A 16,463-nucleotide genomic window follows, 5' to 3' on the forward strand; every position below is an offset into this window, starting at 1 on the left:
TGTATTATTTATATCCTTTAAATGTAACTTCTCCACCTTCCCATTTGTAGGAGATATCCATTTCATGTTTATTTGCAAAAGCTTCAAGTCCCTTTAAACATCTATCACAAGGAGGTAAAGTTGATAGTTGTCCTTTCCCTCCTTTTGTCATTTGTCCCATTGATATTATTTCCAAATTAGTTCCTTTTAAACTTCCTCCTTTTGTATTTTCCAAATGTTCTAATAATTTTGCTTCACTATGTCCTCTAGCTCCAAATCCATTAAAAGGAGCTTTCGATGAACCAGGAGTACTATACCAAGAATAGCCTCCTCTAGGCGTTGTTACGGGAACTCCATCAAGAGATCCTATCACTTCATGTAATCCAAAAACATCAATCCATGCATTTATATCTCTCACATACCCATAAGCTGTAGGGTTATTTCCTAATAATCCTATCGGATCTTTGCTTATATAAATTCCCGATTCACTATCATAATATCTAAAACGATTATAATAAAGACCTGCTGTTTCTACATCCTCATACTGCCCAAGCTGTCTGAATGGAATGAAATATTCGCTTTCTTTAAGGACTCTAAACTTTCCAAAAATATCGTACTCTGCATTCCAGATTAAACTTCCGTCTTCATCATAAGCTTGTACTGGTCTGCCTATATAATCTGAAATAATAGAGGCTTTCCTACCATTTTCTATTTTCGCGCTCGGTACATGACTTCCTCTTTCATACACCCAGGTCACAACATTCTCCACAGGTTCTTTTTCCACAATGACATTTCCGTCATCATCTACAACCGTTACAGGAACTTCTTCAGCATCATAGCTCCATTCATGTAGGAGAACATTACCATCCCAAATATAACGAGTTATTTTCTTTAGGCCAATTTTTGAGGTTCTTCTTCCGAGAGCATCATACTCAAAGCTTACATCTTTGCCGTCAGGGCGTTTTACATTGGCCAGCATTCCGTTAGCATTCCAGGAATACGCCCAGTCTCCGGAGGACCATTCCGGGTTTTGGATTTCTGTTGGAAAGTCTTCAGTTACATTGGGTAAATCAGCTCCATTCGGCAATTTTGGGCTGTTCAGCCAATCTGAAGCAATGGTTTTATAATAAGGATGTGTATTCTCTTGTTCTTCTTTATATTCCGGCCTGGCATTGTTGATTGGCCGTTTACTTTTTAACAATAAATTTCCTTCTTCATCATAATGGTAAAACCAGTTTTTATCGCGCATCAGCTTTCCTCCTTTGTCGTAGACGCGGTCAGTCTGCCGGGCACTTTCATATAAGCATCCTGTAGCATCCGGATTTTTATACTGTACCTCCCCGTTGGAATATTCTGCAGCGACAAGGCTTCCGAAAGCATCGTAATCGAACCTTGTTCTTCCTCCCGTCACCCTGTCCAGCGTATGCAGCAAACGGCTTCCAGCTCCCCAGTCATAATCTTTATGGAAAGTGGTATTGGTTTTATTCACGGTTACTTTCTGACTTACCGGCATTCCAATATGGTCAAATTCAAAGGTGCTTTCTACCCCGCCGGTCATTTCACGGGAATGCATCTGCCCGTTCCGGCTGATCTCAAGATTCATCTGCCAGGGTGCAAACACTTCCGCAGTAGCGGCAGTTACCGTTTTAAGCTGTCCCAGATCATTATAAGAATAGTCTACTTCGGCTCCTAAGCTACTTTTCAAACCGATCAGATTTGCCTGAGTGTCATATTCATATTGAATGGTATGTGCACCCTGTTTTTCACTGGTGATCTGTCCTAATTTATTTCTCTGAAAAGCTACACTGCTGTTTTCATTATCTGCTTTAACCAATAATCCTGAGGAATCATACTGATAGGCTTCCCAGGTTCCGTCGGGATAATGGGTCTGTGTTAATCTTCCGCCCAGATCATATTCATAAAAAATATCTTTTCCGTGGGGAGTTCTGGTTTGGGTAACCAGACCGTCTTTACCTCTTACAAAGAACTTTTTCTGACCGTCAAACCCTGTTTCCCCTGTGATTTCGTTATTATAGTTTCTTTCAAACTGATAAATTTCTCCTTTTTCATTGGTAATGCTCATCAGGTTTTCATAGGCATCATATCCAAAAACTAAGGTTTCCTCTTTTTTATGCGTCAGTGAATTCCTACGAACCTGGCGTTTCAAACTTCCCATTGGGGTATAACTCATCAACCATTCTGCACGCCCATCGGTAGCATACACAGGAAGATCATAGGCATCATAGCGGAGTTTTAATGGGAATTGTCCCTGCTCGTTCACCTCAACCACTCTTCCCATTTTATCTCTGTCCCAGAGGGTTCTGTTCAAAGGTTGCGGACTGAATACCAGCAATCTTCCATATTCATCATATTTCCAGTACTGTTCGGCTCCGGCAGTGTTGGTGAGTTGAATAAGCTGCCCTCTCTGGTTATATTGATAATAGGTAACAATCTCTTCGCTACTGCTGCTTTCAGGAACTCTGCCACCGTCTGCATACTCATAGTATACACTTTCTTCGGCAGGATCGGTATAGCTGATCAGTTTTCCCTCTTCATCATAGATCCATGTTTCCGAAGCTCCCGAAGGGGAGAAACGGGCAATTACCTGTCCGAATTCATTGTACTGATAATGGTATTCTTCTCCATCCGGGGTATGGAAAATTTTAATATTTCCCATTTCATCATAGGTATACCCCTGGACACGTCCTTCAGGCGTTCCCAGCATCTTTAGTTCGTTGTGCACTGTAAAATCGTACCATGTTTCTCCACCCTCTCCATCTACTTTTTTGTAAACCAAAAAATTTTCATCGTAATGATATTCCTCTGTTTTATTGTTTTGCTTTGGATAGATAACTTCTGTAAAGCCTTCCTCATCATGGTAATGAAGTTTTCCTTCCATATATCCATCTACTCCTTTGGTGTGGGTTACTCTTCCTTCTGCATCATATTCCCACTGATAACTCATTCCGTTTCGGTTGGTTCTTTTTACAACCTGATTTTTTCCATCATACTCAAAGACAATTGCTTTTTTGTGAATGTCCCAGACATGAACAAGATTACCACGCTCATCATAATCATACCTAACCTGTAGATCTCTCTGCTTTTTATAACAATAATAAACTTCTGTTACTTTTTTATACTCAGGATGGATAACCGTTTCAATACTGAATCCACTTTTTACATCTTTTATACTTTTCAGGACAATATTCCGGTCTTCATATTCATATTCTCTGATCGTGCCATCTCCATATTCAATACGAATCACCTTATAAATTGTTCCTTCTGTAAGATGATGGAAACGTTTATAGGTATAAATATCGGTTCCTTTGCGGATCACCCAAATACTGCTGCTTGGTCTGTACTGCCATATTTTCTGATCTCTGAAATAGGTCATTTCTTCACCAATTTCAGGTGCGGGAATCAACATGGCAATATTTTCGTCAGGATGCATCCAACCGGCAAACTTATTGTTTTCTTCAGGAAGAATAAACAGATCATGAGTATTGAAAATGCCATTTCCAAGAGGTCCAAAATCATAAGGCCGGTCGCTGTGCCAAATATTTTTCCAGGTTAAAGGTGTACTGCCCTGAATAATAAAATCTTCCCATTCAAAAACCATAGCACCGGTTGCAAAATTCACAGGTTCAAGGCCGTAATGGCATAATTTTTTGGATAAGGCATTGGCCAATTTAAATTTATTGAAAGGAGCTTTTTTAAGAACACTGTTGTTCAGCTTTTTTAAACCATTAGCTCCCAGTTTTCCTATTTTCTTGGTCAGGCTTCTCATTAAAAACATCCCGGCAAGACGCATCAGCATTTCTCCGGGCGTATAGACATGGGGAACAAAAGCTCCTCCCACCAATACAGGCCCTCCCGTATTGATCTGAATATACATGCTTGAAAAGTTATTATAGAAGGCAAAATATGCCAGTGGGTTTTTCTTTGGTTTATCCGGCATTGCAGGCAGCATCGTCATTCCGAAAGGGAATCCCATACAGGTAAGAACCTGCTGCGGCTGGTTTCCACTCATTTTACTTCCCTGTGCCAAAACGGTCTGCGAACCATAATACACTTCTCCTTCGTGTGGGGCTTCCTGAGGAAAAGGGATAATGTATACCGGAATAAGTGATGTGATATGCCTGAACGGAATCACTACTCCCATTACACTTGTGGTGGTAGTTGCTTTGTGTCTTCCGTGAACGTATATTGAACCTCCCATCGGAATACTTTCCGGCAGTGAGGGCATCAGATTTCTTGCAAACTGTGGAATCGGGATGGTGATGGTAATGTAATCCATGATGTCAAAAACAATCCCGATAAAAGGATGCGGTAATGGCAGTGGAATCAGCATAAATGAAGGCGGCGGCGGGATCAGTGTCCAGTGGATATCAATGGCCAGCACAATATCAAAATGCTTACTCGTGTGCTGAATGGCAGTGGAAGGCATTGCCGGAGTATTCACTTTGATCAGCTTCACTTTACTTTCTGGAGCTGCTTTTTCGGCAGTCACAGCGCTGTCTCCACCTCCGCCGCCACTACTTTTCGCAGGTTGAGCATCGTCTCCTCCAGCTAAGGATTTAACCATAGAAACAGGATTCAGGGAATCAACATTATTTTTCATTCCGTTCTTCCACCCCTGCTTGGTTTTGTCCCAGCTCACTGAAGTAACGTCTGCGTTCACCTTCAGGGAGCGGTCCGGGTTCATATCCGGTTTTGCAACCTTTATGGGATTTACTGTCTTTTTATTCAGATCTGCCATGATTCTTTTAATTTGAGATTACCCTGCTTTTGGTTTTTCTACACTTACCCTCCAGTCATCACCAAAATAAGTCTTCATTTCATTGTCCAGTTTTGTTTTTTTATCATGATCTCCTTCGTATTTGAGAATCAACATTGAGGCTACAAACCGCAGGCTGCTCTGTTCCCGTACCGAAGGATCCATTAACTTTGCTATGTCGAGGCATTTTTCAAAATACCTTATCATTTTATCTCTTGTCAGCACAGTATCATTTAATGTTCCAATGATTCTGTAACATTCAATAGCCATTGCATATTCACCAATCTTTTGTGCTGTTTCTGCAGCTTTTTCAAATATTTTTTCTGCCTTTGATTTTTTGGAATTTCCTAGCAGATGGCTTCCGTAATTCATATACATCTGAACTGCCAGAGGTGAATCTGGTTCTACTTCTTCAAATATGATCCGGTAAGTATCTTCTGCTCTGTCTTTTTTTCTGTCTGCTGTATACGCCTGGGTAAGCATAAAATAGGCAGAGATTTCTCCCTGTTTATTCTTTTGTTCTTTAGCCAGCTTCACTGCTGTTTTCAAGGCATGTTCCGCTTCTTTGAATCTTTCTTTACTTAAATGATTACTCGCTATAAGAATCTGCTGCTGAAAATCAGTATCCGGACTGTTTTTCTTCCGGTTAGTATGTGCTGCAGTATTCTGCATTAACTGATGAATATCCACTTCTACTCTGAAACTGTGTGCTGATGGAATCTGTGATAGTGTTCTATAGGTATGGTGTTCTGCCCAGACCAGTTTAATGTCTTTATGTTCTGATATTTCACACATCCTGCACCATTCTTTCACCCATAGAGAGAGCTCTTCCGTATCATTGATCCTGAGCGGAGCAATATAAAGGTAGATTTTTGAATCCTTAATATTGGGGAAGTTTTTCTTTAATTCCAGCAAAGGATAAAATGCTTTGTAGGCATCAGTTTTAAAAGCTTTTTCCGGATCTTTGAAGTCCCAATCCGGAATATTCTCTTCACTTTTCTTCAGCATTTCATAGAATTCGGTCCATTCATCCAGTAAAGTCTGTCCAAAGGATTTCATCCCGTTAAATTCCTGGTAATGGAGTAAAAAAATATCATCCCCTTCTTCATCTTCGGAGAGTTTTGATTTGATAAATCCGTCAAAAAGATCGGTTTCATGTTTTTCTCCTATACAGATCAGCATAGGTTTTTCTTCGTTCTTTGAAACGACTTTCTGCCATTGTCTTTTTAACTTAACCAACTCCAAATCTACTGGATTCATCTGCTTTTAATTCAGTTTTACAGTTCCACTTACAATATTTGTTTCACTTCCGCCGCCTACATTTATTTTTCCTCCACTGCTGAGATTGGCTTCGGTATCCCCTCTCATGGAAAGGGTTTTGGTTCCAATATCCAGGGTATCAGACTTGATTCCGACTCCGGAAGTAGGATCACCATCTTCAGGACCTACTCCAACGCCGATACTAGAGGTTCCTCCGACTCCGATATTAATCCCCTGTACAAATATTTCTTTTCCTTTAATCTGAATATTTCCATCTTTATCCATATAAATAGAACTGCTTCCACAAGTAAGCGTAATAGAAATCTTACTGTCTATGCTTATATTTCCTGCACCATCCAGAAAAACGGAATTTTGGTCTTTATCTCTCACGGTAATTCCTCCGCCATCATCCAAGCTCATGGTATGTCCGCTTTTACTGCTTAAGCTTTTAATATTATTTCCGGTTCCGCCGCCGCCGCCAACTCCACCATGAAACATTCCTCCCATCACAAAAGGACGGTCAGGATGCTGATGGGCAAAGTTGACTACTACCTGATCACCCTCTTCCGGAATCGCCATAAAGCCACGGTTTTTACTTACTTTTTCGCTTCCGCCACCATCGGGAGTCATCACCCGGATGTATTCTGTAGTGGTAGAGCCGTTCTGCCAGTCGAACTGAACTTTAACTCTTCCTTGATTTAAGGGGTCTGTATTAGAAATTACTTTAGCAAATTGTGCATCTGCTTTCGGAGTATGGAACTCAGGTCGTGGAATAAATCCTGTGTCAGAAGCTATTGCCTCAAATGTTCCGGTATAATATCCTCTTGCATCCACCTCGTGATACATATCTATAATCATCAGTTTGGTGAAGTACGTTGTTTCACTGCTTTCTGCTTTCCGCATTTCAATATCAGCAATACAACCCGGATACAGGAATGGCACTGTAGTAACACCTGAAATAACAAATACTTCTGAAGCTTTACTTCCTGCTGTTCCTTTCTGAGAGTTTTCTACGTCCATAAAAGACACTGCTTTTATCGGAGCTACTCTCAATGAAGGAGTTGTAAAAGTTTTTTCTGATATTTCATAAGCCCTTTTAGCAATATCTGAAGTATGGGTAATCTTAGAATTCCCTGCAGTTAATTTCTCATTTTTACTACTGTTATATCCATAAAATGAGGGATTTACGTGCTGGGCTTTCATTTTGATTTTTACGTCACTCACACTGCTTCCGTAAGTGAGTTTCACGGGTTTTTCCTGAGGTGGAAGTTTCCCGAAATGCAGGACTTCACCATCATAATAAAACTGTTCTCCATATGCTTCTGCTATTCTTGCCAGATAATTGTAATGGGTTTCTTCATATTGTGAGCTGTACGAAATGTTTCCGTGTGCGGCATCTACCCTGAAATCAAAGGAATTTTGTCCTAGGCCTTCTTTAATCACCTGATCTGCAATACTGTTCAGGCTTATCTCCTGTGCTCCGCCAAAACTCTGAATGTGAGGAGCTGCATCTAAAAGAACAGTAGGACTTGAACCTGTAAGAACAATATTTCCCAGACTTCCTTTTTCCTGACTGAACCCTACTTCGGTAATGACTCCTACAAAGTTTCTTTCAGGACCGTCTTCAACGTCTTTGTATCTGAAAATCACTGTAATTCTTTTTCCCAGAAAGTTCTGAGCTTCTTCCAGATTATGGTTTTCCGAGCTTCCCAGAGTATCGTGAGCCAGCATAAGATCGAACTCGTGATGCTTTACAGCACTTTGTTTTAGCTGAAAATGTTTGAAATGTTTGATTACTTTTCCATCAATTACAATTTCAAGTTTTATCACACGGTTGATTCCTGCTACCTGATTGCCGGGGATTGTATTGGCATTATAGATTCCAGAAGTAGGCTGTTTTGACCATACTTTGTCTTCTACCAATGTGGGTGGATTAGGTTGTTTAACCTGATTCATAAACATTTGGGAACCGCTTTGAACCATTCCGGTGTAAGCTTGCGCCTGAACCATCTTTTCAGTAGCTTTTTTTATAGATCCACTCGATTTTTCCTGTACTTTCTGGGCAGCTTTACTTACTGCCTGATCTTTAAGAGACTCTTTCAGATTGTCTGCAGCTGGAATTTTATCTTTGGAAACAGGCATTTTGGGTGAATGATCGTCCTGAAACATAGTTATAATATTTTGATTGATTGGATGTCAAATTTTTTAAGGCTAAAATCTACCTGAGTCAAAAAGATCAGATATATTTTCGTTATCCGTGTTCTATTCTAAGGAATAAAATCCGGATATTGGGATCAAAACAGGGTATAATGTAATAAGTAAAAAAAGGTAAAGCAGCGTATTATATCTACTTTATTCCCCTGCTGAATTCAAGGATTTCTCCTGGGTTTATGGTGATGATTGGCAAATTTTAATCATTATTATTTTTTTGTAATTGGATTGGTGGTATTACAAAGATAAAACGCTAATCTCTATTCAAAAAATTTTCAGTAACTAATCTGAAATTTTGTAGTAGTTCTACGACTTTTCATCCATAATTCCAAAACAAATGATTAAAAAAATAAAATAAATATCTCTTTATCAGATGAATATTTAACAATTTTTAATAAATAAAAACAATAAATTTATCACTTATGATAGAAATAAACTAAAATAAAACTGAATTTCAACAATAAAAAAACCAGCCGCAAATTCATTATTTACAGCTGGTTTTAAATTTAATACAATAAATAAAATCATTTTTACGGTTTCCGGAGTTCTGATACTTTTTTCAGATAAACATCCGTCTGATCCAGGAATTCCTGATTGGTCTGTTGTACCTGAATGTGAGGAATAATTCCCTGACCTATTTTCTGGTCGGGAAGATTCTGTGCGTCCTGAATAACATGCACAATAGAGAATCCTGTCTGGATACCGGTATTGGGAAGTTCATATACCAGCGGAAGATGACCGTTATGTTCATAATATCCTCCTACTGTTTCTTTTCCGATCACAATGGCATTGGTATAGGACTTAATCAGAGAAGCCAGATGGGAGGCTGCCGAAGCAACACGCTGATCTACTAATAAATAAAGTTGCCCTTTAAAAGTTTTGTCATTAGGCATTATAGAAGGATTTTTATCATCTGCCCAATAGTATTTCCCCTGAACGGCTTTAGGATATAATGATTTCAGGTAAGCGTTCAAACCGGTTTTATCTGTTACTCCATTCGATAGAAAAAGAGGTGTAATCACCAGTTTTTCTTCCATAGGAACTTCATTGAATTTTGTATAGGCATAATGGCTGTCACGGAAAGGTCTTTGTGTAAGATAAGAAAATACTTTTTCATAAAGAGCTCCTGTACCTCCGGTATTTCCTCTGAGATCTATGATCAGGTTTTCTGTTTTTTCGCGTTCCAGGGTGTCCATCATCTGGTCAAGAAAAGTACTGAATTTTTTATAGGCAGGATCGTCTTTCCCGGTTGCAAAATCAAAACCTCTCAAAGATAAGCGGTAGATTCCATCTCCTTCTTTATTCAGACTGTATTTTTCAGAAAGCAGTTTTTTGTCAAATGCAAGCGAATATCTTGAATCCTGAAGTTTTTTAAAGTTCTCCAACGATATTCCCGGCAGTGATATCTCTTTTACGATCCCGCTCCATTTATAGTTGATAACATAGTTTTTGTGGGTTCCAAATTCTATATAAAATTTATCCAGCATTCCTCTTTCAAAGCCTGTTGTTTCTTTGTAAGGTATAGAATATCCGTCAGAAAAATAATATTGGGAAAAGCGGCTGATCATCTCTTTTGCAGGAACTCCGTTGATGGAAAGAATTTCAGCACCAAGAGGCAATACATTGTCTTTTGAATCCTGAAGCAGACGACCGTCAATATTCTTGAGTGTAATGGGTAAATATTCCGGTTTTTGTGTGAGATAATAAGAAGCATGGTTGGGAAGGTCTGTATAGTTATGACAGCTTCCTTCAAATCCGGTAACCTTTGCAATTACTTTATAAAAATCAAAAATATTTTTACTGTTTCTCGCTTCTTCCTCGGCCTGTTGGTAAATACTGTCAATTTGTTTTTTTGTTCTGTACACATACAGTCCGGAATTTGCTTTTTCCCTTATAGAACGGAATGTTCTAAGGTCTTCTACAAACTGATCAGTAGTGAACTGACCATTAATAACAGGTACATTTTTGGATTCTGTAATGGAAACTTTGGCTGTTTTACTTTTTTCAGTATAGGATTTAGCCCAGATTTTCAGTTCATATTTTTTCCCTTTTTCCGGGGTAAAGTAGAATCTTTCAACACTTTTTATTCCTCTGGAATCATCCTGTTCTTTTACTTTTTTTCCATCCATAAACAGCGCAATACCGAGATTGGCATCTGCAGACTGTACTGAGATCCAGGAGGGTTTATGAGATTGGGGAGAATACTTTAAGGTGTCTCCGGGTTTCAGATCTGAATGAGTTTGTGCATAGGCACTGTTTAGAAACAGTATTAGAGGAATGATAAAAGGTCTGGCCATTATTATTTTTTGAATGGGCTAATATACAAATTAACCCTAATGGGTTGAAATTCTTCCCACACTCCTTTTATCCTATAGTTTCACGCTCAGTTCCTGAACTTCTTCGGCAGAAAATCCGTAGATCTGTGGTGTTTTTACATCAAGAAGATTGAGATAGATGTATAATTCTGCCCTGTGATGAATCTCATGTTCTATCATGGCGCGGAGCCATTTCCAGACAGAGATTTCACTGTTGGCCGGAGTCAGGCATTTGCGGGTAAGATCTTCATCAGAAAGACCATTGATAATTCCTAACGTTTGTCTGTGCATTTCATTGAAAAACTTCACGGTATCTTCATACCCGTCAGCCAGTTCTTTTCCACATCCCGGATAAGCACTTTTCTTGCCTTTAATCGTTTCTCCATACATATACCGTTCTATGGTGGCAATATGTCTTATCTGATCACCAATGGTAAACTTCCCGGGTTTATAGGAGTAATCTATATGTTCAGGCGGAACAACTGCAATAATGCGGTTGGTTCTTTCCCTTATTTTCTCATAATAATTGATAAATGACTGTACCGTTTTTATTTCCATATTTATTGGGATTTGGCTTATCTGCTTTTGCAGGATGAATATAAGAAATCTAATGGGAGAAGTTTTGATTTTATTATAAATTATTCATAAAAATTTAAAAAAATCCCCAATATGTGATCGTAAAATTTGGAAGCTTATTAAATATCCAATATTTTAGATAAAAAATAACCATGATGAAAATAGGAATTTGCTTGTGCATTATACTATTAGGCCTTAACAATATCACTGCTCAGTCTGCAAAAATTGACACTGAAAAGCTGCTTGAATATTATGAGACACAACGCTATGCCGATGCTGCCAAATACCTTCAAAGCATATATCCCGGAGATACACAGGATGTAAAAGCTCTTTCACAAATAGCCTACTGCAATATGATGGCCGGAAAACTTCCGGAAGCAGAGAAAAATTATATAAAGATCAATACCATACAACCGAACAGCCTGCCTACTCTATTTAGTCTGGCCAGCATCAATTCCAGACGGGGCAATGCAACCAATGCCAAGGCTTATCTTCAACAGATCATTCAGTTGGATAGTCTTAACTTCAATGCTTATAAACAGCTCGCGGCCTATGCTGATACTCCTGAAACCAAACTGAACTACCTCAAAAAAGCGAGCTCTCTGAATTCTACTGATCCTGATGTAGCTTATGATCTTTCTCTGACTTACAGTGGTCTGAAACAATACCAGCCTGCATATGATGTTTTGAAAACAGCCATTGCTTCTGATACTGGAAATTTCACTTTACAACAGACCCTATTACCTGTTGCCAATCAACTCGCCAAGTATCCGGAAGTAATTGAAATTGGTGAAAAACTCCTGAAAAACCATGCTGATGCGAATGTAATGAATGATATGGGACAAGCTTATTTTTATGTAAAGGATTATCAGAAATGCATCAGTCTTTATAAAATGCTGGAAGATATGGGAGTACAAAACGAAGGTACATTATATTTCATGGCCTTAAGCTATCGGGAACTGAAAGATTATAACAATGCTGCCATCTATGCACAGAAGACTATTGATGAAGCTATTTCAGATCACACCACGCTGTATTATGCTGCATTGGCAGGTATTTATGAATCCAAAAACCAGTATAATGATGCTGTAACAGCTTATAAAAGAGGATTAACCTTTGGTACTAGCAATATTATTTATTACCGTTTAGGACTTCTTTATGATCTGAATCTGAAACAGCCAAAGAATGCAGCCACCTACTATCAGATGTATCTTAAAAACCGTCCGGATCAGGAAAAAGAAAAAGATCAGATTGCATATGCAAAAGGCAGAATTACTATTTTAAAGTAATAGAAAATTCAAATCATTTTGTGATTATAGTCACAAGTGGGACATCCAATGAAGCGCTAATTTTGTATTCAACAATAAAAACAATTTTTATGGACAAAACAACGCAAAATACAGCAGAACAATTCATTCAATATTTAAATGAAGAAAATTTTGAGAAGGCAGAAAGCTGTCTTGATCCTGATTTTAAATTTATCGGAGTATTGGGAAAAAGGGATAATGCTTCAGTTTACATCAAAGATATGAAGCAGATGAAGTTTAAATATAAAATTCTGAAAGCTTTTACATCTGGTGAAGATGTATGTTTCTGGTATACTATTGACATGGGAGAAAAAGCGGTAGAAGCTTCCGGATGGTATCAGATTAAAGATGGAAAGATTCATACCTTAAAAGTTTTGTTTGATCCCAGACCTTTATTACAAGATTAAAATAAGTTATTACCCTAAAAAATAAAAGGTATTTCAATCGGCTAACCTGAATTTTTGCTGTTACGCTAAAATTGGATAAGTTTGAAATATAAAATTCCAACATGACGGAACACATTGAAAAAATTCAGGCACTTGTATCCCGTTTCAGCAAGGAAACTATTGATGCTCTTGACAAAATTACAACGGTAAAGCAAGTTCGAAAAGGAGAAATCCTGCTGCAGCAAAATGAGATATGCAGAAAAAGTTTTCTAATCATTAAAGGAGTTGCCCGTAAATTTTTCTTCTCTGATAAAAAGGAAATAACAACTGAATTTTTCTTTCAGGATGATATTGCGCTTTCTTTTAAAAGTTATCTCTACCAAAAACCAAGCAAAGAAGTGATCGAATGTCTGACAGATGTAACTATTGAAACCGTTGATTATACAGCATTCGAAACTGCAAAAAAAGACTTTCCGCAACTGATGGAATATGATATATTATTAACTGAATTGTACACCATTTGGCTGGAGGACAGGCTTTTTGATTTCCATACAATGAGTGCAAGAGAACGTTATGAAAGTCTTTTGAAAAAATCTCCGGAGTATTTTTATCATCTGAAACTGACACATATTGCTTCTTATCTGGGGGTTTCGCTGGAAACCCTGAGCAGAATAAGAGCCAGAATTTAGGTGATAATAAAATAAGAGTTCTGTCCCCATTTTGACTTCCCATTCGTCATTCTATTACATAAAAAATAATCTGACTATGAAAGAATTTGCATTAATTTTCAGACTTAAAGATATTTCTGATTTTAAACCTTCCCCGGAACAGATCCGTGAACGTATGAATTGGCTGGGAAGCATTGCTGCTCAAAATAAGCTGGTGGATAAAGGAAATACTCTTTTACCTGCTCCCGGAGCTGCTAAAACAGTCAAACCGGATAATATTATAACGGATGGACCTTATACTGAGATCAAAGAATTCATCAGCGGATATATTATTGTAAGGGCAGAATCTATTGATGAAGCAGTAGAAATGGCTAAAGGAAATCCTATTTTTAAAATCGGGGGGAACATTGAAGTGCGTGAAGTTTTGAAGGTGGATAAGTAAGATGGAGGCAGGAAGATGGGAGTTTTAAAAAGAGATTTTCTTTATTTAATTTTTAATAAAACACTATCATTTCAAGGGATTTTCTGTTACTTTTATCTTCCTGTGCCCCACTCCTTTTTATTTTTTGACTTTTGTCAAAGGAATGCCCGATCCTATTCTTGACTTTTGCTGAAAATAATTCTTCAGTATGAAAAAAAGAATCATCGGATTCGATCTGGCACGGGCTTATGCTATTTTCGGAATGTTTATCGTGAACTTCAATATGGTCTTCGGAAATCATGATGATCATTCCACTCTTGGAAAACTGTTGGTTCTTTTCAGCGGACATTCCAGTACGGTATTTGTAATTCTTGCTGGTATGGGAGTAGCGCTGATGACCAATCGTCTTCAGGAATATACTTCGGAAGACAGAAAAAGACTTCGTAATACAATTCTCAAAAGAGCGGCCTTTCTTTTTCTATTCGGAATGCTGTTTTGTCTCTGGTGGCCGGCTGATATTCTTCATTTCTACGGCGGTTATATGAGTATAGGTGCATTACTGATATTCATAGATAAAAAATATTATCTGATAACAGCAGCCATTGCCATTGTTTTATTTCATCTGCTGTTACTGATTATCCCATTCGAAACAGGATGGAATTTTTCCACCTTTGAATACACAGATTTCTATACCGTTTCCGGATTTCTCAGAAATACATTTTACAACGGCTGGAATTCTATACTGCCATGGTTTGCTTATTTTGCTGTCGGGCTATATCTTGGAAGACTGGACTGGGCACTTAAGCAGACTCAGCAAAAGATCTTCTGCATTGGACTGATATTATATCTTATGGTAGAGGGATTCCGTTATGCAAGCACCTTCATGGATGTCAGCACGGAAACGCGTGAATTCATCAATGCAGATTATATTCCTCCAGTATTACCTTTTATCCTGAATACTATAGGTTTTGGAATGATGCTTATTGCAGGTTTTATGTTTATCAGTCAGTATATTTCTGAAAAAGAGTGGACCGCAGACCTTGCCAGGGCCGGACAAATGACGCTTACTCACTATGTATCTCATCTCAGCCTCGGAATGGTTGTATTTGCTTTATTACAGGGTAGAAATTATTCAGATTTAATGAGTCATAAAGCTTGGGTATCTCCACTTGGTATTCTCCTGTATTCAATAGGATTCTTTGTTTTGAGTATTTACTTCAGTAAATTCTGGGGGAGAAAATTCAAGCAGGGGCCTTTGGAAATGATAATGAGAAAAATAAGCGGTTAATAATAAAAATTAAGAATTAATGGCATAAGAAACTTCCATGTCTGGTTTTTAGTATCCATTTTCTATTCTTTAAATCCAGCCCACTTTTCTTCTCCAAATCGTATATTCAATATTTTGGTCATCTATTTCCGGAATGTTTTCAGGTTCTGGAATTTTGTTAATTTCTGCCAGTGCCAGTGCCGGAAGATTTACTTTTTCGCGTTCTTTGTTTAAGGTTTCTTTGTTTTCTACGGGATACACTATTCCTTCAGCGGTAAGCTGTGTTCCGTATTTTTGAGGTTTGCTCTGAAAGAACTGAATCCGGTCATATAAATAAGCTTTATGTATTGGATTAATATCATGGCTGTTTTCTTCCATCATGGTACAGCATTCTTTCATAAATTCAGGCTCACCAATAGCGTGCTGGATAATCAGCCATGCAGCATTGCTTCCCTTTTCACCGACTTTTGACAGAGTTGGGAATCCGATTTCGGCTATAATTTCCCGAAGCCGCTGTGCATTGGCTTTATGAACCTTTTCCATTTCAGGATGGTAACCTCCGGACAGTTTTCCGGCAGCAAGCAGCTCCCCTCTTACAGTCAGATCTTTATCAGCAAGTTCAATCAGTTCTTTTTCAAATGAGAAATTGTCCATATTATTAATGATAATTGATTGGTGATACAGCATATACCTCAACTGAGCCTGTTAGTTTTAGATTTATGTCAGAACTCTGTCAAGGATAAAACTGGCCCTTTTTTCTACGGTAACTTTCGGTACCTCAATGATATTGAAGCCAAATTCCTGATAAATTTCTTTCATACACTCAAAAGTGAGGATGGCTTTTTCAATGGTTTGTTTTCTTTCCTGGTCATTTTCATAAATCTCTTTCCATGGAGGAAGAATGAAAACATTGTTATTATAAACCATTTCTCTGGCTTTTGTTATCAATAATTCCGGAACAGGAATATTTTCAAGCCTCATATAACCCAGCGTATCCCATATTCCGCGGTCAAAGAAAACAGGTTTCATATGGGTCACATGATCCATTTCCAAATAGGTTTTTACGGATTCTTCAAACATCAGATTAGCAAAAAGTTCTTTGTTCAGCCAGGGAAGCGCTTCTCCTCCGGACTCAACCTGTTCTGTAATAATTCTCCTGCCCTCTTCAGGAACTGTTGTCAAACCATATTTGTTTAATACGTTCAACAGCGTTGTTTTTCCGGCTCCTGGACCACCCGTAATGATATGTAATTTTGAAATATCCTGCTTCATCGGTTTGAATTATTTTTAAAGACA

General features: G+C 38.2%; 12 protein-coding genes. 5 read left to right on the forward strand and 7 right to left on the reverse strand.

The annotated features are described in order from the left end of the window. Positions 1-4: 4 nt before the first annotated feature. From OL225_RS10305 to OL225_RS10325, 5 genes are all read right to left on the reverse strand, one after another. Positions 5-4,738, reverse strand: a complete 4,734-nt coding sequence (locus OL225_RS10305; protein ID WP_264518177.1) for an RHS repeat-associated core domain-containing protein — start codon at positions 4,736-4,738, stop codon at positions 5-7. Positions 4,739-4,756: 18 nt separating this feature from the next. Further along, positions 4,757-6,016: a tetratricopeptide repeat protein gene (locus tag OL225_RS10310; protein WP_264518178.1), complete on the reverse strand. Its 1,260-nt coding sequence runs from the start codon at positions 6,014-6,016 to the stop codon at positions 4,757-4,759. A gap of 6 nt (positions 6,017-6,022) precedes the next feature. Further along, on the reverse strand, positions 6,023-8,185 hold the full coding sequence (locus tag OL225_RS10315; protein WP_047375485.1) for a type VI secretion system Vgr family protein: 2,163 nt from the start codon (positions 8,183-8,185) through the stop codon (positions 6,023-6,025). A gap of 572 nt (positions 8,186-8,757) precedes the next feature. After that, positions 8,758-10,524 carry a S41 family peptidase gene (locus OL225_RS10320; RefSeq protein WP_264518179.1) on the reverse strand — a complete coding sequence of 589 codons (1,767 nt, stop codon included), beginning with the start codon at positions 10,522-10,524 and terminating at the stop codon, positions 8,758-8,760. 72 nt (positions 10,525-10,596) lie between these two features. Beyond that, entirely contained in the window at positions 10,597-11,100 is a 504-nt protein-coding gene (locus OL225_RS10325; protein ID WP_264518180.1) for a DinB family protein, read from the reverse strand. Between the two features lie 170 nt (positions 11,101-11,270). Here OL225_RS10325 and OL225_RS10330 point away from each other — a divergent pair, with 170 nt between their 5' ends. The 5 genes from OL225_RS10330 to OL225_RS10350 all read left to right on the forward strand — a co-directional run bounded on the left by OL225_RS10330 (position 11,271) and on the right by OL225_RS10350 (position 15,188). Next, positions 11,271-12,407 (forward strand): tetratricopeptide repeat protein, encoded by a 1,137-nt coding sequence (locus OL225_RS10330; protein ID WP_264518181.1) that lies wholly within the window; start codon positions 11,271-11,273, stop codon positions 12,405-12,407. Between the two features lie 89 nt (positions 12,408-12,496). Then, entirely contained in the window at positions 12,497-12,832 is a 336-nt protein-coding gene (locus tag OL225_RS10335; RefSeq protein WP_264518182.1) for a nuclear transport factor 2 family protein, read from the forward strand. A 101-nt stretch (positions 12,833-12,933) separates the two neighbouring features. Next, entirely contained in the window at positions 12,934-13,500 is a 567-nt protein-coding gene (locus tag OL225_RS10340) for a Crp/Fnr family transcriptional regulator (protein WP_264518183.1), read from the forward strand. A gap of 76 nt (positions 13,501-13,576) precedes the next feature. Continuing rightward, positions 13,577-13,921, forward strand: coding sequence for a YciI family protein (locus OL225_RS10345; protein ID WP_047375499.1), 345 nt, complete (start codon positions 13,577-13,579; stop codon positions 13,919-13,921). A gap of 187 nt (positions 13,922-14,108) precedes the next feature. Beyond that, positions 14,109-15,188: a DUF418 domain-containing protein gene (locus OL225_RS10350; RefSeq protein ID WP_047375502.1), complete on the forward strand. Its 1,080-nt coding sequence runs from the start codon at positions 14,109-14,111 to the stop codon at positions 15,186-15,188. 69 nt (positions 15,189-15,257) lie between these two features. Here the strand turns inward: OL225_RS10350 and OL225_RS10355 are convergent, their stop codons facing one another. Both OL225_RS10355 and OL225_RS10360 read right to left on the reverse strand, forming a co-directional pair. Next, entirely contained in the window at positions 15,258-15,821 is a 564-nt protein-coding gene (locus tag OL225_RS10355; protein WP_264518184.1) for a DUF6624 domain-containing protein, read from the reverse strand. A gap of 63 nt (positions 15,822-15,884) precedes the next feature. Then, positions 15,885-16,439 (reverse strand): AAA family ATPase, encoded by a 555-nt coding sequence (locus tag OL225_RS10360; RefSeq protein WP_264518185.1) that lies wholly within the window; start codon positions 16,437-16,439, stop codon positions 15,885-15,887. Between the last annotated feature and the right edge of the window lie 24 nt (positions 16,440-16,463).

This window comes from Chryseobacterium viscerum (assembly GCF_025949665.1).
Classification (GTDB): domain Bacteria; phylum Bacteroidota; class Bacteroidia; order Flavobacteriales; family Weeksellaceae; genus Chryseobacterium; species Chryseobacterium viscerum_A.